Annotated in this window: 17 protein-coding genes; 12 read left to right on the top strand and 5 right to left on the bottom strand. The window is 58.2% G+C overall.

Going from position 1 to position 19,875, the window contains the following annotated elements:
• The 9 genes from GGR39_RS16815 to GGR39_RS16775 all read left to right on the top strand — a co-directional run.
• A partial coding sequence (locus GGR39_RS16815; protein ID WP_221226210.1) for a hypothetical protein occupies nucleotides 1-303 on the top strand: 303 nt, incomplete at its 5' end.
• 569 nt (nucleotides 304-872) lie between these two features.
• Entirely contained in the window at nucleotides 873-3,626 is a 2,754-nt protein-coding gene (locus GGR39_RS16810; RefSeq protein WP_183618909.1) for a class I SAM-dependent DNA methyltransferase, read from the top strand.
• Nucleotides 3,623-4,285: a hypothetical protein gene (locus tag GGR39_RS16805; RefSeq protein ID WP_183618907.1), complete on the top strand. Its 663-nt coding sequence runs from the start codon at nucleotides 3,623-3,625 to the stop codon at nucleotides 4,283-4,285. Before GGR39_RS16810 ends, GGR39_RS16805 begins: the two co-directional genes overlap by 4 nt.
• Complete coding sequence (locus GGR39_RS16800; RefSeq protein WP_183618905.1) at nucleotides 4,282-5,337, top strand: endonuclease NucS domain-containing protein; 1,056 nt, start codon at nucleotides 4,282-4,284, stop codon at nucleotides 5,335-5,337. The genes GGR39_RS16805 and GGR39_RS16800 overlap by 4 nt, the downstream gene beginning before the upstream one ends.
• Entirely contained in the window at nucleotides 5,334-7,406 is a 2,073-nt protein-coding gene (locus tag GGR39_RS16795) for a pseudomurein-binding repeat-containing protein (protein WP_183618904.1), read from the top strand. The genes GGR39_RS16800 and GGR39_RS16795 overlap by 4 nt, the downstream gene beginning before the upstream one ends.
• Nucleotides 7,369-8,595: a GIY-YIG nuclease family protein gene (locus GGR39_RS16790; protein WP_343055927.1), complete on the top strand. Its 1,227-nt coding sequence runs from the start codon at nucleotides 7,369-7,371 to the stop codon at nucleotides 8,593-8,595. Before GGR39_RS16795 ends, GGR39_RS16790 begins: the two co-directional genes overlap by 38 nt.
• Nucleotides 8,596-8,601: 6 nt before the next feature.
• Nucleotides 8,602-8,748 carry a hypothetical protein gene (locus GGR39_RS16785; protein WP_183618901.1) on the top strand — a complete coding sequence of 49 codons (147 nt, stop codon included), beginning with the start codon at nucleotides 8,602-8,604 and terminating at the stop codon, nucleotides 8,746-8,748.
• A gap of 21 nt (nucleotides 8,749-8,769) precedes the next feature.
• On the top strand, nucleotides 8,770-9,087 hold the full coding sequence (locus GGR39_RS16780; protein WP_221226209.1) for a hypothetical protein: 318 nt from the start codon (nucleotides 8,770-8,772) through the stop codon (nucleotides 9,085-9,087).
• On the top strand, nucleotides 9,087-9,293 hold the full coding sequence (locus GGR39_RS16775; protein ID WP_221226208.1) for a hypothetical protein: 207 nt from the start codon (nucleotides 9,087-9,089) through the stop codon (nucleotides 9,291-9,293). The genes GGR39_RS16780 and GGR39_RS16775 overlap by 1 nt, the downstream gene beginning before the upstream one ends.
• Before the next feature lie 197 nt (nucleotides 9,294-9,490).
• On the opposite strand, the gene GGR39_RS17120 is transcribed toward GGR39_RS16775, so the two are convergent.
• Together GGR39_RS17120 and GGR39_RS16765 are read right to left on the bottom strand one after the other, a co-directional pair.
• Nucleotides 9,491-10,396, bottom strand: coding sequence for a superinfection immunity protein (locus GGR39_RS17120; RefSeq protein WP_221226207.1), 906 nt, complete (start codon nucleotides 10,394-10,396; stop codon nucleotides 9,491-9,493).
• 199 nt (nucleotides 10,397-10,595) lie between these two features.
• Nucleotides 10,596-11,270, bottom strand: coding sequence for a thermonuclease family protein (locus GGR39_RS16765; protein WP_183618895.1), 675 nt, complete (start codon nucleotides 11,268-11,270; stop codon nucleotides 10,596-10,598).
• A 152-nt stretch (nucleotides 11,271-11,422) separates the two neighbouring features.
• Between GGR39_RS16765 and GGR39_RS16760 the strand changes: the two genes are divergently transcribed.
• A complete protein-coding gene (locus GGR39_RS16760) occupies nucleotides 11,423-11,827 on the top strand; it encodes a hypothetical protein (protein ID WP_183618893.1) in 405 nt (134 codons plus the stop codon).
• A 270-nt stretch (nucleotides 11,828-12,097) separates the two neighbouring features.
• Here GGR39_RS16760 and GGR39_RS16755 read toward each other — a convergent pair whose 3' ends face one another.
• On the bottom strand, nucleotides 12,098-14,845 hold the full coding sequence (locus tag GGR39_RS16755; RefSeq protein WP_183618891.1) for a hypothetical protein: 2,748 nt from the start codon (nucleotides 14,843-14,845) through the stop codon (nucleotides 12,098-12,100).
• 706 nt (nucleotides 14,846-15,551) lie between these two features.
• A complete protein-coding gene (locus GGR39_RS16750; protein WP_183618888.1) occupies nucleotides 15,552-16,508 on the bottom strand; it encodes a DNA N-6-adenine-methyltransferase in 957 nt (318 codons plus the stop codon).
• 323 nt (nucleotides 16,509-16,831) lie between these two features.
• Here GGR39_RS16750 and GGR39_RS17620 point away from each other — a divergent pair, with 323 nt between their 5' ends.
• Nucleotides 16,832-17,290 (top strand): helix-turn-helix transcriptional regulator, encoded by a 459-nt coding sequence (locus GGR39_RS17620; RefSeq protein ID WP_425490615.1) that lies wholly within the window; start codon nucleotides 16,832-16,834, stop codon nucleotides 17,288-17,290.
• A 203-nt stretch (nucleotides 17,291-17,493) separates the two neighbouring features.
• Complete coding sequence (locus tag GGR39_RS16740) at nucleotides 17,494-18,168, top strand: hypothetical protein (protein WP_183618884.1); 675 nt, start codon at nucleotides 17,494-17,496, stop codon at nucleotides 18,166-18,168.
• A gap of 72 nt (nucleotides 18,169-18,240) precedes the next feature.
• Here GGR39_RS16740 and GGR39_RS16735 read toward each other — a convergent pair whose 3' ends face one another.
• Entirely contained in the window at nucleotides 18,241-19,566 is a 1,326-nt protein-coding gene (locus tag GGR39_RS16735) for a phospholipase D-like domain-containing protein (RefSeq protein WP_221226206.1), read from the bottom strand.
• Between the last annotated feature and the right edge of the window lie 309 nt (nucleotides 19,567-19,875).

The raw sequence follows: 19,875 nt of genomic DNA, 5'->3' as shown, positions 1-19,875 counted from the left end.
CTCCAGTGCCATGGTCGTGGTATCCCGGACGCCCGACACGGAGGATGCATGGGCGATCTGCACGACCTGAGAATGGGCAACATCGTGATCCGCGAGATGGATGCCGACGGCGGGATCGAGCGCCACGTCGGCGAAGTGCTCTCAATCCACGCGCGGGTGAAATACCTCGACGTCGATTATCGGTGGGGCGAGTGGTGGGATGTCAGCACGGCAACGCTCTGGCCCTTCCGTCCCGAGGATGTACCGGGTTACCGACTGCGGCGAGCCTCAGCCGACGAGATCGAGCGGCTTGGACTGCGATGACCACCGTGGATGGTGAAAAGTGATGGATCGAAGCATCAGATATTGAAGGCGTCACGGTGCGGACCGGCGGCACCTCACCGCCGCCCCGAAAACCGTAGGGGAGCCGATCACGCCCAATTGGGCTCCGGATCAGGGGTCTGGCCTTTTCTCAATATATGAGGTGATGAGGTGCCAAGAGGCGGAAAGGCCGCAGAAATGCACCATTTCTCCGGCACCTCAAGGGCACCTTATCAGCACCTCAAGTCCGACGACGGCACCTCATCTGACTGGGCCACGGCAGCAGCGTCGCAGAGATGAGGTGCCGGAAAGGTGCCTATAAGGAGCCGATAAGGTGTCTCAAAGGCGCGCCTCGATATCCGACATCGAACAGTCCGCCACCGTCTTGGTACCGTCGGCGAAGAACCAGTTGGACTGCGAACCGGTGGAGCGATCCTTCGACCCAGCCTTGCGCATCACAAGATCAGGAAAACGCTTCTGAGGAAAACGCTTCTGAGCAAAACGCTTCGCAGTCGTCGCTCTCTGCTTCGCCCCCGCTTGGCGCGTTCCGAGCAGCCGTCTAAAGCTTAGGCATGAACCCTGTTGAGATCGAAGAAGCCGTTTCGCAGCTTGCGCTTGAACCCTTTAACCGGGGGGAGTTTCCCTTTTCGTTCCTGCGTGCGTTTGGCAACCCTGAGACGACCATCAAGCGGCTCCGTACCGGCTCGACCAACCAGTCCGATGTCGGCGGCGTGCTTCAACGCAGCAACATCCACATCGCAACCTGCGATGCCGGTGAGGTTGAGACCACGCTCGGCCTGCTGCGCGACAGCCCGAAAACGGCGAAGACCAAGGCCAAGTTCATCCTCGCGACGGACGGCGAATCCTTTCAAGCTGAGGATCGGACCAGCGGTGAGACGGTAGCGTGCGACTATGCCGATTTCCCGGATCACTTCGGCTTCTTCCTGCCGCTCGCGGGCATCACCACCGTCGAGCAAATCCGGGAAAGCTCGTTCGACATCCGGGCGACGGGCCGTCTCAACAAACTTTATGTGGAGCTTCTTAAGGACAACCCGGACTGGGCGAAGGCCGAGCGCCGCCCGGACATGAACCACTTCATGGCACGACTGATCTTCTGCTTCTTCGCGGAGGATACCGACATCTTCGTCGGCGAGGGGCTGTTCACCAGAACCGTCGAGCAGATGAGCGCGCGGGATTCGTCGGACACGCACGCTGTCATCAGCGAGATTTTCCGCTCGATGGATACGAAGATCGCGGATCGCCAGTCGGCGGGCATCGCGCGCTACGCCAATCAGTTTCCCTATGTGAACGGACAGCTTTTCAGTGGCAGCACCGAAGTGCCGCGCTTCACCAAGATCGCCCGCTCCTACCTCAACCACATCGGCAACCTGAACTGGAAGAAGATCAACCCGGACATCTTCGGGTCAATGATCCAAGCCGTGGCCGACGACGAGGAGCGCGGCGCGCTTGGCATGCACTACACGAGCGTGCCGAACATCCTGAAGGTGCTGAACCCGCTGTTTCTCGACGATCTGCGCGGGAAGCTGGAAGAGGCGGGCGACAATGGTCGCAAGCTGCTCAACCTGCGCAACCGCATGGCGCGGATCAGGGTGTTTGATCCGGCATGCGGGTCGGGAAACTTCCTCGTCATCTCTTACAAGCAAATGCGTGAGATCGAGGCCGAGATAAACCGGCGGCGGGGCGAACCCGACCGGCGCAGCGACATACCGCTGACCAACTTTCGAGGGATTGAACTTCGCGACTTCCCGGCTGAAGTGGCACGGCTTGCGCTCATCATCGCCGAGTTTCAGTGCGATGTCGTGTATCGTGGTCAGCAAGAGGCGCTGGCGGAGTTCCTGCCGCTCAATTCGGAAAACTGGATTACATGCGGCAATGCACTACGGTTGGATTGGTTGAGCATTTGTCCGCCAATTGGCACCAGCGTAAAGTTGCGCAGCAACGATCTGTTTGACACGCCCGTCACCCAGTCCGAGATCGATTTCGAGAACGCCGGTGGAGAGACATATATCTGCGGAAATCCTCCTTACAAAGGAAGCCAATCTCAAGATGAAGAGCAGAAGTCGGATTTAGAGAGAGTATTCTCAAATACTGACGCGAACTGGAAGGGCCTTGACTATGTAAGCGGGTGGTTCTTCAAAGCGGCTGAATTTTCCCGGTTTTCGTCCGCAGACTTTGCATTCGTAGCGACAAATTCTATAAATCAGGGAAAGGCTGTTTCGAGCCTTTGGCCTCTTGTGCTTGGTTCTGATTTAGAAATTAAATTTGCGCATACATCTTTCAAGTGGGCGAATTTGGCGAGTCAGAATGCGGGAGTCACTGTAGCTATCACTGGAATCGCTAACGCGGACAATAAGCCGAAAACCCTGTTTTCCGTTTCCGAGAGTGGGGCGTTAGAGGCCCGTCAAGTCCCTTTCATCAATGCTTATCTTGTGCCGGGGCCGCAAATGTATGTTGAGCCGCGCAGCAAATCGCTGGCGGGCCTGACCCCGATGGCATTCGGCAACATGCCAATTGACGGGGGATTTCTATCCTTCACGCGCGACGAGATATCTCAGAGCGATATCAGCAGTGAGATTCGCAGCCGATACATCAGAAAGATATACGGTGGGGCAGAATACATAAGGGGTCAGAGTCGTTATTGCCTTTGGGCTAACGATGTCGAGGAAGATGAGCTTTCCAAACAGTCGCTGTTCGAGAACCGTTTGCAGCAGGTTCGCAGTTTTCGAAACGCTTCTAAGCGAGATGCGACACGCGCCCTCGCGGACACGCCGCAAAAGTTTGGTTGGATTGCGCAGGACGGCGACGAGGTGGTTATGCTGCTTCCGCGCATACTATCAGAGCGTCGGGAGTACATTACCGCAGGATACGAGCCTATCGGAACCCTAACTACCGATCAAGCTTATGTTCTGTTGAACGCACCCATTTGGAATTTCTCAATTATTTCGTCGAGACTTCACTGGGTGTGGATCGACACCGTTTGCGGAAAACTCAAGACCGATCTCCGGTATTCTAATACGCTTGGATGGAACACTTTTCCTGTTTACCAACTTACCGAGAATAATAAGAGCGACCTGAAACGGTGCGCCGAGAACATCCTGATAGCGCGCGAGTCTCACTTTCCTTCAACTGTTGCAGACCTCTACGATCCGAGAATAATGCCTGAAGACCTTCGGCGTGCTCACGAGGAGAATGACGAAGTGCTCGAACGCATTTACATCGGTCGCCGCTTCCGCAACGACACCGAGCGCCTCGAAAAGCTGTTCGACCTCTACACCAAAATGACAAGTAAAAAGGCAGCGGCATGAACGATGCTGTCATCGGCTTCATCGGCGTGCTGGTCGGCATCGTCGCAACGGTCGGAAAAGATGTTGTTTCCTATTGGACTGGGCGACGCAACGCCGGTCGGTATGCCGCTGTGCGCATCGTCTGCGTCCTCGACCGATATGTTGAAAAATGCGTTGAGGTCGTTGGCGACGATGGAACCGCCGAAGGCCTTCCAGCAGGGCGGACATCGGGAGGTGAAAAATATTATGACCCGCAGGTCGCTGCTCCAGAACCACCTGTTTTCCCTGACGATATCGACTGGACCAGCATAAGCCCCGATCTGATGTATCGTGTCCTCGCACTGCCCAACCTTGCGCTCGGAACAGAGCGGTTCATCATCGCGGCATCTGAATATTCTTTTCCGCCAGACTACGCTGAAGTCTTTCAGGCGAGATGGGAAGGCTACGCGGACCTTGGCATTGAAGCGATCAGCATTGTCACAGCATTGCGACGCCAGTTCAAACTGCCGGAACCGTCGATCAGCATCGGCAACCCTGAATGGGATTCGGGTAGGTTTTTCAGTGATAAAAAGGTCGAACTGGTGAAAATCAGGGAGACGGAGCGCGCCTCTAGCAGGGCCATGTGGGACAAGTTGTCCGGGCATGCCGCCGATGCGGAAAAGGTGGAGGGGAGCGAGTGACGCGGTTGTTTCGAGTGACAGATAGCGGTCTCATTGAAAGTCAGCGCAAGGCGCTCGATCTCGAAACCCGTATCGAAGACTGGGTTGCGCGCGACCTCAGCCTGATCGGCGTGGATGGCATTGTCATCGGGCGGCAGGTCGTCACCGGCCACGGGAAGCGCATCGATCTGCTCGCGATGGATGAGGAAGGAAACCTCATCATCATCGAGTTGAAGCGTGATCGGAGTGCCCGCGACATCGTGGCCCAGACCCTCGATTATGCATCATGGGTTTGCAAGCTGACCACAAAGGAAGTGCATGAACTGACCCGCGCTTACCGCGACCAGACGCTGGCCGAGGTGTATCGCGCGAAATATGGCAAGGTAGTTCCAGAAACGCTCAATGCGACACACCAAATGGTCGTCGTAGCCAGCGAGGTGGACGAGGCGACCAAGCGCATCATCGAATATCTCTCGCAGGAACATGATGTCGGTATCAACGCGAGTTTCTTCAACATCTTCGGGGATGTGGGCCATGAATGGCTCACGACCGATAGCCTGCTTGACCAAGAGGAGGTGAAGGATCGGGCCGTCAAGAAGGCGCGCGCCCCGTGGTCTGGCCTCTATTACATTACCGGTGGAGCGGAAGAGGACCGCCCATGGGCGGAAATGCGTGGCAACGGCTTCTTCACCGCCTCGGGAGGGCGTGTTTACAGCAACAAGCTTGACAATCTGGAAGTGGGTTCGCCCGTGTTCTATTATCAGAAGGGCACCGGCTATCTTGGATATGGGCGCGTCACCACGCCAAAAATGCCAGCATCAGAGTTCGTTCTCAGCGACGGGCAACGGCTCATTGAAAAGCTGCCGACCCGATATCTGACCGAGTTCCCAGATGACCCTGACAGGGCATCCTATGTCGTCGGCGTTGACTGGAAGGCAACCGTTGACCGTCGCAGCGCGAAAACATTCTCAGGCATATTCGCCAACCAGAATGTCGTTTGCAAAATCTACGATCAGGAAACCGCTGATTTCCTTCGGAAAGAATTTGGCGTCTCCGATGAGGAAGCAGCATGACCACTGCCAAGCCCATACCTGCCGTCTCGTTCCAGACCGCCCGCACGGGCTCTTCTGCCAAGCCCAACGCGATGGGCATGCGCGAGATGCAGGAGCGCGCCTATAACAAGCGGGGTGAGCAGTATCTGCTGATCAAGTCGCCTCCCGCCTCAGGGAAGTCGCGCGCGCTGATGTTCATCGCGCTCGACAAGCTCCACAATCAGGGGCTGAAGCAGGCGATCATCGTCGTGCCTGAGAAGTCGATCGGCGGTAGCTTCTCTGACGAGCCGCTCTCCAAATTCGGCTTCTGGGCCGACTGGACGGTGAAGCCGCAGTGGAACTTGTGCAACGCGCCGGGGCCGGATGAGGAGCGCGTCGATCCCTCCAAGGTCCGCGCGGTCGGTCAGTTCCTCGCGAGCAATGACCGCGTGCTGGTCTGCACCCACGCGACCTTCCGCTTCGCGGTCGAGCAGCTTGGCGTCGAGGCGTTTGATGACCGGCTGATCGCGGTGGATGAGTTTCACCATGTCTCCGCCAGTGCCGACAACCGCCTCGGGAGCCAGCTTGCCGACTTCATCCGTCGCGACAAGGCGCACATCGTCGCGATGACGGGCAGCTATTTCCGTGGTGACGCGGTGCCGGTCCTCATGCCCGAGGATGAGGCCCGGTTCGAGCCGGTCACTTACACTTACTACGAGCAGTTGAATGGCTACGAGCATCTCAAGGCTCTCAACATTGGCTATTTTTTCTACTCCAACCGCTATCTGAGCGCGATCGAGGCGGTTCTCGACCCAGCCAAGAAAACGATCGTCCACATCCCCTCGGTCAATTCGCGCGAGAGCACGAAGGACAAGGTTAAGGAAGTCGAGGAGATCATGGAGTATCTGGGGGAATGGCAGGGTGCCGATCCCCAGACCGGCTTCCACCATGTGAAGCTGCCAGATGGCCGGGTCATGAAGATTGCCGATCTGGTCGATGACAGCGACCCTGCGAAGCGGGCCAAGGTGCTCGCCGCGCTGAAAGACCCCGCGCACCGCAACGATCGCGATCATGTCGATATCATCATCGCGCTCGGCATGGCGAAGGAGGGCTTCGACTGGATTTGGTGCGAGCACGCGCTGACGGTCGGCTATCGGTCGAGCCTGACCGAGATCATCCAGATCATCGGGCGCGCCACCCGCGATGCGCCGGGGAAGGAAACCGCGACCTTCACCAACCTGATCGCCGAGCCTGATGCGTCCGAGGCGGCGGTGGTCGGCGCGATCAACGACACCCTCAAGGCCATCGCCGCCAGCCTGCTGATGGAGCAGGTGCTTGCGCCGAGGTTCACCTTCACGCCCAAGGATCGGGGCCCGATCGACGACTTCGATTACGGCCCCGGTGGCTATCAGGAGGGGCAGACCAATATCGGCTTCAACGAGGAGCGTGGGCAATTCCACTTCGAGATCAACGGCCTTGTCGAACCCAAGAGTGAAGAGGCCCTCCGCATCTGTCAGGAAGACCTGAACGAGGTCATCACCCAGTTCGTGCAGGACAAGACCGCCCTTGAGCGCGGCATGTTCGACGAGGAAGTAGTGCCCGAGGAACTGACCCAGCTTCGCATGGGCAAGATCGTGCGCGACCGCTATCCCGAGTTGAGCGTCGAGGATCAGGAGGCTGTTCGCCAGCACGCCATCGCCGCGCTCAACCTGACCCAGCGCGCGAAGAAGCTCGCTGGGGGCGGTGATGCCGAGGATGGCGAGCCCAAGCTGAACACCGCGCTGATCGACGGCGTGCGTAAGTTCGCGATGGATGTCCGCGATTTGGACATCGATCTGATCGACAGCATCAACCCGTTCGAAGCAGCCTATTCGGTGCTCGCCCGGTCCATGGATGCCAACATCCTCAAACAGGTGCAGGCCGTGATTTCGGCGCGGAAGGTGAAAATCTCGCCCGAGGAGGCCCGCGATCTCGCCGAGCGCGCGCTGCGGTTCAAGAAGGAGCGCGGACGCCTGCCCGACATCAACGCGCAGGACGCATGGGAGAAGCGGCTCGCTGAGGGGGTTGCCGCCTTTGCCCGATATCGCGCAGAGGCCGCTGCGAATGGCTGACCTCTCTGATGATGAACTACTCGCCGAACTTGGCGTAGCGATCGAGCAACCCAAGACCCGGACCTACACGTCTCGCGAGGAACGGATCATCGCGGGGTTCGAGGATGTTGTGCGCTTCCACGACGAGCATGGTCGCGCGCCCCTGCACTGCGAGGATCGCGACATCTTTGAGCGCCTTTACGCCGTTCGCCTCGACCGCCTGCGGGAACTGGACGAATGCCGCGAGCTTCTCACGCCGCTTGATACCCATGGCCTGTTGAGCATGGCTGAGGCGGAAGCAGCGATGCCCGTCGAGAACATCGACGACGATTCCCTGCTCGCTGAGCTTGGGATCGGGGTCAATCCTGCTGGTGATGACATTCGCGTGTTACGGCATGTGCCATCCGCCGACGAGCGCCGTGCGGCTGAGGAAATTGCAAACCGCGAGAAGTGTGAGAACTTCGCCGCATTCAAGCCTCTCTTCGAACAGGTCGAACGCGATCTCGACAGCGGCGCGCGCGTGACGCGCCCGTTCGTGAAAGACGCCGGGTTTCTCAAAGCCGACATCACCAAGGGCCAGTTCTTCATCCTCGGGGGGCAGATCGCCTATGTCGCTGAGGTTGGCGATCCCATCCGCGCGCCGAACGGCGAAACGGACGCTCGGTTGAGGGTGGTCTACTCGAACGCCACGGAGAGCAACCTCCTCCTGCGCTCGTTGCAGCGGGCGCTCTATAAGGATGATGCCGGACGGCGGATCACCGAACCCGAGGCAGGTCCGCTGTTTTCAGGCACAGCGGAAGAAGGCGATCTGGAGAGCGGCACCATCTATGTCCTGCGCAGCAAATCCGATCACCCGACCATCGCCGAGCATCGCGACCTGATCCATAAAATCGGGGTGACGGGTGGGACCATTGAGACCCGGATCGCAAACGCGGCCAAGGAAGCGACCTATCTTTTCGCAGGTGTCGATGTCGTCGCCAGCTACACGCTGTTCAACATCAACCGCGCCAAGTTGGAAGCCCTGATCCACCGCGTGTTCGCGGCGGCGCAGGTTGATCTCACGGTGCAGGTTGGAAGCCCGGTCAAACCGCGCGAATGGTTTCTCGTGCCGTTGCAGGTCATCAATGAAGCCGTGGATCGGATACGAGACGGTTCAATCATCGGCTACACCTATGATCCGACGCGGGCGGCACTTGTAAAAGCAGGATAAAGGCAATTGGCGTGGGGTCGCCCATTCACCAGCACGTTCCTCGAATGGTTCGCCACCGCCCACCTCTCTGACAACCTGCGTCCGGAGCCTCGCCGTGATCGCGGTGCCGTCGAGCTTCATTTCCTCGTCGGTGATGGCGCACTGGAAGGCTAGGCTCATCCTCACGATCTGAGCGTGGGAGCGATCCTGCGAGACGAGTGCCGGGACCTCGTCTACATGGACGAACTTGCGGCGGAACAGTCCGAGGAAGGATGGCGCTGCATCCTCCGCCTCGACGATCCGCCAAAGTTCTACCCGTCCCCTGAAGCGCTATGGGTTGGCCATCTGTTCGAGCCGTTCGCCAGATGTTGCAACGAGAAGCTGCGCGCCGCTCGGGCATTCTCCTTCTACGGTGACGGGGGCATAACGTCGGCCAAGCTCGGGCCGCCGGAAGATGGGGCTGTGCATTTCCAAGCCATCGATTGCCCGCGCGCGGCATGCATAAATACGTGATGATGACCAACGAACACGATGCGCTCGAACTCTGGGCAACCAACCGCCGCAAACGCCTTGAACCTATCATCCGCGCACGGTTCAAGGAGCGTAGGCAGAGCGACCACGAGGCTACTGCCTATATCGAAGATGTTTGCTGGGGGAGTCTTGCAGAGGCAATTGCCGGTGTTCGTCGCGCCATTTCGCTGGTTACTCGGGGCGCTTGAGTCTGCCGCCTCCCCGACGTCTCAGCTATGAGGGAGCATGCTGACGGGCTGAGCGCGCCCAATTGGAGACGTGCGGTCGGAGGCTGGACCTTGCGAATGACGGTCTCTCCGTCGATTGTGGAGGGGCTTGTTGGGGCTGTCGTGGAGAGACCGCAGTTCAGGGTGACTTCCCTGATAGCCTGTTGCCAACCTCGATTTTACACCTGCTCGCTCGTGCCATCGGTGAGCAGGCTCCAGACAAGGGCCGCAACCCATCCGAGGAAGCTCCATCCGAGAAACAGATTCAGAGCGAAGATGGCTCTCGCGTTCCGCTTCCGGCGCATGAATGCGATAAGCGTCGGCACGAAATAGAGGATGGCTGCAGCGGCGATTCCCGCCTTTATGAGCGTTGTCGGATCGGTCTCAGTCGTCGAAGTTGCAGGTGGCGCAACCGCCGGAGCATCAGCGGATTCGAAGGGGGCAGGCGTCGCTGTGGTCGCGGTAGCTGGGGCCGCTGGAGTGGGATACGAGACTTGACAATAATCGGGATCGGTCTGGAGCGCATCGATAGCCGACTTGTCGCCAGCAAGCGCGTCCGCGACCTTCGATCCGCATTTCGATGCAGGGCTGTGAATGTAGAGGTAGGCTGCGTTACTCGCGCAGGCGCTGCACATGCCGAGGTTTAGCAGCGCATTGTCAACGTCATCGGATTTCAAATCCGCCGCCGAGTTTTTCGATCGATCAACGTCGATCCCGTAGATCGTAGTGTCATCGTCCGGCAGGCCCGCGATCGGCGGCTCCGCTGCGCCGATTTTGCAGTTTGTGAGCCGCAGTGCTTCGACCTTCCGACCATCCACCACGATGTAGCGAGGATAGCAGCCACCGCCATGCGAGCAGAACTGCCCGTCGCCGTTCCTATCGACATTATATTGCGTGACCGCCTCGTCGATCTCGCCCTTCTTGAGCCCGTAGCCGGTCGTCGCCTCGGGTATGTCTATGAGCGCGACCGCGTTGCAGATATCGGCAGCATTGGCTGGGGCGCTGTTTCCGCCCAATAACAGGATGAAGAGGACAGCGAAGCCGCCGATTACCTGTCTTACCTGAAATGCACGCCCCTGAGCCATACCACCTCTTAGACTTCCCTGAAGGCCGGGATAGTAGCGACACGCTTGGGGCGGAAGCGAATTGTCGCGCGTCCCTGAGCACCATAGAGCTTCATCATAGGTGATCGAACAACATGAGCTACCGTCCGCGTGCGAGACGCACCAATTGGCCCTGTGCGACTGGAATCGCGTGCAGCCGCCGACCCTCGTTTCTGTGGTTCTAGCGCCGACCTCGGTACGGCTCACACGAAATCCCGTCACCGTCACCATCGAGGTTAGGATTGTAGCCCGGCTGCCCGCGATACATCGGAGCCGCGTCCGCCGCACGAGCCTGAGCGCAGGAGCGGTACGGGTAGCCTGAGCCCTGTGCCTGCGGTCGGCGTGGCGAGGTCCACCGTCTTGAGTCTGTCACCTTGGCGGCATCCGGCTCGCGAGGGTGCGCGCGCCTGTACTCCACCGGCATGTCGAACTCCGACGCCCAGATGCCGCTCTTATTTGATTTCGCCCGATCCTCGACCGCGCTGTAGTCGGCTTTCCCGTTATCCAGCACAACCGCGAGCCCGTGGCTGATCATCTGCGCCGCGACGTCCCTGCCGTCCACCATACAGTGCGCAACGGTGCGCCCGTATACGTCTCGATCGCGCGGTATGCAGGTGATTGCGCGGCCATCTACGATCCTGCGCAACGCCGCTGCCGCGTCAGCCCCACACTCCCATGCCGAGTAGTTAACCTGACACGTCTGCCGGTACTCTGGTGCATCAATCCCGTGCAACCGGACCTTAGCGCTCCCGACTTCAAGGCTATCACCATCAACAGCATGGGCGGTTCCAGTGATGGATTGCGCAAGGACGGGCTGAGACAGCGAGACAGCAGCTATGATGGCGAGGCGGATCATGCCTGTAGGCTAGTCAGTGGCGATTACCAGATGATTGATCGCGAGCATGCTCTCGGTCCGGTCATCGCTGACAATCGTCCGATCTGTGGTTTAGTCCTGCCTTAACGCTGATGTGGCTAAGCGGTTCGCGTGACGTAATCAGGAGCTAAGTGATGCAGCGGTTCAGGCTTACCCTCGGGCGGGAAGTTGTGCTCATCGCGGCGATCACGCTTGCCGGTTGCGGTGGATCGTCAAGCAAGTTCAGCGAGGCAGAACGCAACGAGATTGCTGATATTGCAGGTGACGGCACTGTCGATGAGGAAGCGTTTGCCACATTGGAGAAGCGCGTAGCGGCGCTCGAAGAGCAAGCAGACGGCGGTTCAGAAGATGCTGACGGAGAACGCTCGACTACCGAGGGTACGACTTCCAACATCACCAGCAACTCATTGCTTCAACGAGACGCATCAGAGCCGTCCGTTTTCGAGAGATATGAACGAGAGAAGAGGATCGAAGAGCTAGAGGGTAAGGTGAAGCAGATGGAGTTAGACAAGCTGATTGAAGGCAGTAAGCCGGACTAATTGTGGCGATCGAACAAGCTTCGCGTCGGTGGGTCGCTTGTGCTCGACTCCACATAGAACGGCGAACGGCAGGAGCGACTGTGACCTCGCACGGCCCGCCATCATCAGGAATAAAGAAATTGAGGCGTACTTCCTACCCGTCGGCGGATACCTGAAACCCACAACGATGGTTGGCCGCCATGGTAACGAGTATAAATACAACGACGGATTACGCATCTCCGTGTGCTACAGCCCCGGTGGTCCGCTACCCACCGGGGTTTTCAGTTGTTGCTATGCCGCACGTCGCCCCGCACGCCGCCCTTCACGACGGGCGTTCGCGTCCATGGTGATGTCTATCTGGTAGCGAAGCTCAGCCATGGCCGCGTCACAATCCAAGAGCGCCCGATAAAGCGTACGGCTGATCTTGAGCGTGTGTTCCGCACCAGCGTTGCGCGGCCCACGGTTGCGACCGAACCCTTGCTGAACTTCATCGATGTGGGCGATGCGGGCGAGATCATCCCGCTCCAGCCATGTGTTGAGCGCCTGTAGCCCCTTGTAAACGGGCACGGCAGACAGGTACGCGTACTGGACGATGTCCGTGTTATCGAGCCCGTTAACGCCTCTCGCAGCCTTCGGTGAGAGGGTGCCGGGCTGACGCTCCAACCGGTTGGCGATAACGAGCTTACCCGCTGCCATGTCGACGCGAGCCATTTCCGGCACCTTGTCTGCAGAGAACTTCATCGGTGATACCGTGACCCGATCACGTCCGATAGCATATGTGGGCTGGCGGATAACGAGTTCAGGACAAGCCTTCGCGGCCACGATGCCGGGAACGGCTTCGGTCGTGAGATAGACGATCCTCTCCGCCACCTGCCGATCGCCATCTCGCCACCAGTCGCGCGGTCGAACGTGGAACACCTCGCCCTCACACTGGTACTGGCGCACATCGTCATCATGGGCGAAATACTCATAAGCATCCCGGACGGTGATCGCCTCGAAGGTATCAAGGCCAGCCTTCAAAGCGCGAGCGGTGGCGAACTGATCGACCGCATGATCCTCGTTGGCAGACGCATAGTGGCGCGCATAGGCGGCACGCTGGCGAGCACCCGATGAACCGGTCCAAGCACCCGCCGACTTGTCGCTAAGAAGGTTGAGCCACCGCCACTCATCCGGGGAGTACAGATCGACAAAGGTGTCGACGCTCGCTTCGTCGTGGATCAGCCAATTGAGTGACGTATCCTTCTTGGAGCGATGGGCATCGAAGTCAGCATCGAAAAACGACGGGCTGCACATCTGCCGCGTGAGGCTGTTGGTGGCCCACAGATGAGCGACAGAGTGTTGCGTGAAGAAGATTGGGGTCCGCCCATTCATGCGGCTCCACATCGCCTCAAGCTCGTTCCGCATGGCAGCCGCAACCTGAGGTTGGGTCGTCGAGATGAAGTCCCGGAACGTCAGCTTTGCCGCATCCGCGTCCTCATACTTGTGAACCGTCGCCCCCTCGCGCTGCGCACATGAGCCATAGAGTTCCACCAAGGACGGGAGGAAGATGCCCACGTGACGGCTGCCGGGTGCCAACCCCGCATTGAATTCTTCGCATTTGTCCGCCGCATCCTCGTACGTTTGAAGGCAGAGCATGGAAGGTTGGCGGGCACGATCTTGAGTGAGCGCATCCATCACGAGGCTCGACAGAATCGCGGTGGTCTTGCCTAAGCCTTCGGTCGCCCGCAGGAGAAAGGACTCGTGCCCCTCGATCCAATGCGGCAGCGCTGCCGCCAGCTTACGCCGCGCGACCGTCACATCAGCCCGGTCGAAGGGTTGCGCGACATCGTACTCACGACACCATTCCCGCACCATCTCACCAAGCTTGAGCGGCAGGATAGGACCGTCATCGATCCAGCCCGACCCTTTGCCTAAGACGTGTGGTGCGTCATGGTCTTCGTCGATGATCGTGCTGGGGTTCTGGTCGTCGGGACCATTGCGAAGGCGAGCCACCAGCCTGTCACCCTCGATGCTGAGGTGAGAGAACTCGAATGGTGTGTCGAGCATCAACTCTCGCAGGCGGTCACCGCAGTACAGGAGTTGCTCTTCCGTCATGGTGAACCGGGCCGACGATGGGGCGCGCGTCTGTCGACTGCGTTGTCTTGAAATCACCGGTACGCGAAAGCGTGATGGTGTGAGGAACAGTGCCGTGACATCAGGCGATCGACGCTGCACGCGTTCTTCCCATATGACGATCTGCGGCACCCTTTCACCCATCGACAATCCAAGGGCATGATCGGGCTTGTCGACCGTTCGCAGGGCGTTTGGCATTCTGCGAAAGCCCACATGCGTGGCGAGCGACTTGTCAGGGCCATCGAATTTGGGGCCGCGCCACTCGGGATATGCAAGGTAGTGCTCGACTGCCGGTAGCAGCGCATCCCACGACGCACGATGACCGGTGTTAACAGCCTCAGGGCAGAGATCGTGACCGTGCTCGCGGCGGTAGAGGCTTGTTTCAAACGCGATGTGCACGTGACAGGACTTGTTGCCCGAGTAGACGACCGTGAGCGAGACGAAATCTGCATATTGAGACGCGAGATGAGCCTTGAGCCTGCCATAAGCCGATTCCGACGGGTGCCTAAGCGGGAAAGCGCGATCGAGTTGGTCGAAGAGGAACGAGGGATCACGGTCCCACTCGTATGTGAGAATGAGCACGCTACCTAGGTGCGATCGGGTCTTTGGACGCGCCCACTTCTGACCCAGTGCCGGGATGGCGGCTTCAACCATGGCGTTGCTGTAGAACTGGTGATCGGCTGCTTTCGTCTCTCCTGCCGCCATGATGACGGCACCATAGTGGTTGCGACCATCGAGCCCGGTGTCATCGGACACGCAGTGATAGACGGCGGGGTCGTCGCCATCCTTCTGGTAGACGTTCTCGGTGATGAGTTGTTCGAGGTACGAGGTCTCGCGCTTGACAGCGCGGTTCATGAGATGGACGTACTTCTTGCCGTGAAGGGAAATAGCCGCCAAGAGGCGGGCGTCATAAGTCGTGTTACGCATTTGGCTCCTAGGAAGGCCGCTACAGCCATCGTTACGGAGTTATTTATAATTGCCGTGGGGGACGAAACCTATAAACTTCTATTCCACCTCGAAGTGACGTAGCTCCTCCGCCACCGGGCGGACGACCATGATCAATCAATCGACGTCAGAGCGCGCGCTCTGACGTCGATCGACCGATCACTTAAAGAACCGCCCGAGAGGGGGGTTAAGGTGTTTTCCTCTTAATAAGAGACGAGTACACCTTCAGACCCATTCGTGGGTCCACCTTACCCATACTTACTACCCTGACCGACATGACCTCTTCAACGGCAGCCGACTTGGTTATTCAAGGCATTGATGCTGCATCGCTGAGGCGCGCGAAGCGGGCGGCGGCGACGCTGCCGATGATGAGCACCCCGGATGGACGTCCGGGGTCTCACGCTCAGGATGGCGGTGATGTGAACCGATCGCGTGAACCCAATTCAGTGATTGCAAGACAGTCGCCCACGAGACCACTTCTCGACACCTCTCGCGCTTCTTCCTCACCGTCCTCGGCAGTTTGGCACGCATTCACTTCGCCTTGCGCTCGGCGCGAGCCGCACGTTTGCCATGCCAGCGCCGCAGGCCTATCCTCCCCCGCGTAGCGCCCATAATGACGCGAAACGCATTTCCCGTTCATCACCTCTGTATTGAGATAACCGGCTGCAAACGCGCATGCCGTCGATCGTCAGCCAAACTCAGACACGACCAGCGCATCCTCGCGCACGCCTTCGCGGGGCCGCGCCCGCTCGTGCATCATCCACACGCTTGGGTAGAGGGAGCGGAGATGCTCGATCTCCTGCCGCGAAGCGCCCCACGCGATGAGCATCGTCGCAAACGGAGCCCGGTTGCGCTTGTCCACCTCAGCACCGGTAGCGCTGCCGTACTGGATGCGCCCGCGCAGAAACCCGACATCGCAGTTCGGCACGATGTCTGTCTGGAAATAGACGCTATCCGTTTTGGCGGGCACAAGTCCGACCACGACATCCACAGCGCCCTTGGCATGCATTTCCGAGGCTCGCTTCAGCCATGCCGTAGCGCCTGAGAATGGGGGATTCATGTAGCAAAACTTGCCGCTCCAGTCGTCCCGCAGTCCGTCGCCATCCTCGGACAAAAGGATGCGTCGCTCTGCGACCACTGGCGATTCAACGTGTCCGCAGGGATCAAGGGAAATAGGTCCGAACACGGCTTCCAAAGCCGTGAGAAGGGCGACAGGTGTGAACCGCTTGTCTTTCTCGCCAATCCTCAAGGGGCTCATCATGACCTGCATGGGCTTTTTTCGAGCCATTCTCGACGTCCCGATCGCGGCTAGAACCTTGAGCGCCGACGCCGCCGAGCCTTTGCCCTTCTCCACCGCCGAAACTGTATTGACCATGATATCCGCACGCCGTGCGACCTCGGCCTTGCTCAACTTCAGAGCCCGACGCCTATTTTCAAGCTGATCGGCCAGCGTCATGCCTCTGGCGAGACCGGTGACATGATACTCAAGCGCAGCCATGACCCGAAGCAGCAGCGCGAAGGAGCCGACACCGGTTTCAAGGCGGTATATGGCTTGCCGATCAACCGTCACGCGGCTCGCGAGCGCCTCTTGTGAAAGACCATTCTGTCGGCGTGCCAGCGCGAGTTCTTCAAGCAGATCAAACATCAAATCTCATGCAGGAACTAGTCGGATTTTGAGTGGCTCATCGCGGGTGCAAAGCCGGATGGCAAGGGAGGGATCGGACTTACGGATGCTGACCGAAACACCCGCCCCCTCGACACCTCCCGCGCGACACAACGTGACACAACCCTCTTGACACGACGTGACACGTCGACTACTTGAGTATCAACGCAGCAATAAACGGGAGACAATCAACGACGATATTCGACATAACCCTTCCCAAGCTACTGGTCAGGCTCATCCGAAAAGGTCTGGTCACCGACAAGAATACGATCACGGTAATTCCCAATGGGAGTTGGCGCGAATGGATGGTTGACGGGAAGAGGCTCCGAGACTTTGGCGACATGTCTCACGAGGATGTGCTCGTTCGAGACCGTGTTCGTGAGCCGGGCCGAGAGTGCCATGTCGGGCCAGACGACGTAAATTATCAGGCCAGCTTCCTGTCGGATGCGTTGGAGGACGATGCTATTCCAATGGAGCAACAGCCAACTCGTCCTTCACCGATGATGTCGTTCAGCGAACCTGATTTGTCACCAAAGTCGCGCTACAGTAGACCCTACAAGCCGGGGGATCGGCTGCTAACCTCCAAAGAAGTGTGCGAATTACTCAACGTTTCTCTTTCAACGCTTCACAGGTTGAGGAAGAGCACTGATTTCCCAGACCCAGTAGAGTTCAATTCTCGGAACAAACGTTGGTTGTACGACGCTGTGATGCGATGGATTAGGCATAACAGAGACAAGCTCGTCAGCTTAGTCGCGAAGCCATAACTTCTAAACATACGCCGTTAGAGAGCAGGTGACCCGCCGGTACTGATCCCTAGCTGCGAACAATTCCGCGATCGAAGTTCATCTTCGCTGTCGCACCCGCTTGCCTGCCGTACTCGCGGCAGTCCCCATGATCGCAATGCGCATTTACTGCGAGCGTCAGCTTCGTGGAATGACCATGCGCGCCCAATTTGGAGGCACCCAAGATGACCATCACTCATGAAGACCTCGAACGAGGCTTCCAGATCGTGATCGAGAACTATCGCAAGCGCGCATACAGCGACTTCCAAAAAGAGGCCTTGTTCGCTCATGCATTTTTCCAACTGTCCATCGGGGAGCCTTTCAAGGGCGAGGGTCCGAATGACCGTTCATTCAGTGAATTTCCTTTTGATAAGTTCTGGATCGTCACCAACTACAAAGGCCTTGCGGTCTGCGCGTTCGTCGAAAATGCGCATGTCGATGACACTGGCAACGGTTCCCTTAACTTCCAGTGGTTCTGGTCTTTAATTCCGGGGCAGGTTCATCGCGCTTCGCAAGCCGAGGTCAGTCGCGCGGCGGATATTCTGATCTTCCGTGCATTGGCGGCGCTGCATGCGAACACCACCGAGGCAGTTGAGTCCCCTGTGCAAGGCAGCATCAATCGGGGGCGCGCGAAGACGATTGGCAAGGCGTCCTACATTCCTGCCATGCCCGCCTTCATCCGGATCACGCGAACGCCGAAAGCACCGTCCGATCCGCAGGGAGGGACGCACGCAAGCCCGATCCCCCACGATCGTCGCGGTCATTGGCGCACCTACAGGGCCAGCGGCAAGCGTGTGTGGATCAACAATAGCAAAGTACTCGGCGGATCGCAGGTGCCTCGCAACTACCTCATGGCCTGAACGCCGTCTCCATCATGTACCGTTGGCTGTATAGTTGACCTGTCACCTGAGAGGCATTCTATATGGCGCTAATCAGGCGTCTTCATCCTCGTCTTCAACAGCACGGTTGTCGTGCCAGTAGACAAAGTTGAATAATGCATCGAGTTCGGTGAAATCATTCAAGCCGAGCTTCGAGCGAACTTGATCAGCACCCTGACAGAATGACTGATAGGCTTCGCCATCTACGTTGCCCTTCATCGGTCTTTGAGGGAACTCACGATAACCTGCCATTCGGAGACCAGCGACTGAATTCTGATTCATCACGGCGAACCGCTGATTGTCCAAGGAATGCAGAATCTCGGTCAGTAGGTTGATGCCCGCTCCCTTGATCCTTCCGAAGTGCGCGTGAAGAATGGCGAACGCTTCACCCGGTTCGGCATCAGCGTTGTCAAGGACAGCGGACAGGGCGGTAGTGAACTCAGCAGGATAGGCTGAAACGAAGGACTTTGACCGATTGATGCCCCCCGAGTGAAAGGCTGAAATTAGGCTACTGTAGCGGACAGAGAAATCTTCAGCAGGATCGCTTCGCGATTTGGCCATTTCTCGAAGGCGTTGTTCGGCTACTCGGCGAGTGTCGCGCCTCGTCAACATGTCGCTATCAAAGCGCGACTCCGGAGCGCCCTCCTTCATCATGTCCAGAAATTCGCTAAGCGCATATAGAGAGGTCCCGCTAGCCGCGACCGTGTGCTTCGCTCGTCGCTTGGCGAGACGGAATGCCTCACGAAAAATTTCATGCTCATAAGCGTATCGATCAATCCGCGCCTTCGTGGCCGGAATAATGACCCCATCGTCGATAAGCTGATCGAAATGCGAAATCACGGACGACATCATCTCGCACTCGTCGTCATCGACTAGTATCGAAGCTTCGTAGTTGTCAGCTAGCCCTCCCTGAGTGAAGTTGGCTGATCCCACGAGAACCTTGCAGCCGTCAGCGTATTTGAATGCGTAAATCTTAGGATGGAATGTTTCAGCAGCAGCGCTGATATATAATCGAAGAAGACTTCCCGGCTTCATCGCTATCTTAAGTAGGTCGCTCAACAGAACTGGATCGGTATGGAAGAAGTCAAGGCCTATGGCGAAGCGAACGCGTGCTCCACGTGCTAGCGCCTTTAATAATGCAGGCTTGATATCCTTCCATGCGGAGAACTTAGCAAAGGCGACCATGCATTCGACGGATCGTGCGTCTTTCAGAAGAGCGCTAATCTTCGCCTTGTGATCTCGCCCTTCTTCAACGTTCAAAAGAAGCTTGGACGCCGATTTAGCCACTCTATCGCCCCCCTGAGTTTGATGTGCCCCTACCACAGTTACCGAATGAAGGAAGGCGCTGCTGAGATTCTGCGGACCGGTGTGAATAAACATGTTCAACTAGCACCGGCGCGAAGGGTCGCACGCTGAAGGCCGAGGCTAAGCTCTGTAGCTAGCGCCATAAGGGAGCTTCGAGCGGGATGGCGGTCGGATGTGTCTTCTAGGAGTCAAAGACGTAGCTGCTGCTGTAATCGAAGGACCCGTCTACCATGCCGCCCTTTGACGACCTCGCCAGTATCCTGCACGACGCCGTAATCGCGATCCATCTCACGCAGGACCATGTCGCTCAGTCTCAACTGTGCAGATCACCCATGGCCGCATCCTCCCTGTCGAGCGTTTGGCACGACGATCACGACGCCATAT

Origin of the sequence: Novosphingobium fluoreni (assembly GCF_014196615.1) — a bacterium.
GTDB classification, from domain to species: domain Bacteria; phylum Pseudomonadota; class Alphaproteobacteria; order Sphingomonadales; family Sphingomonadaceae; genus Novosphingobium; species Novosphingobium fluoreni.
Note: the sequence above shows the minus strand (reverse complement) of the source record. Positions and strands in the feature narration are given on the sequence as shown.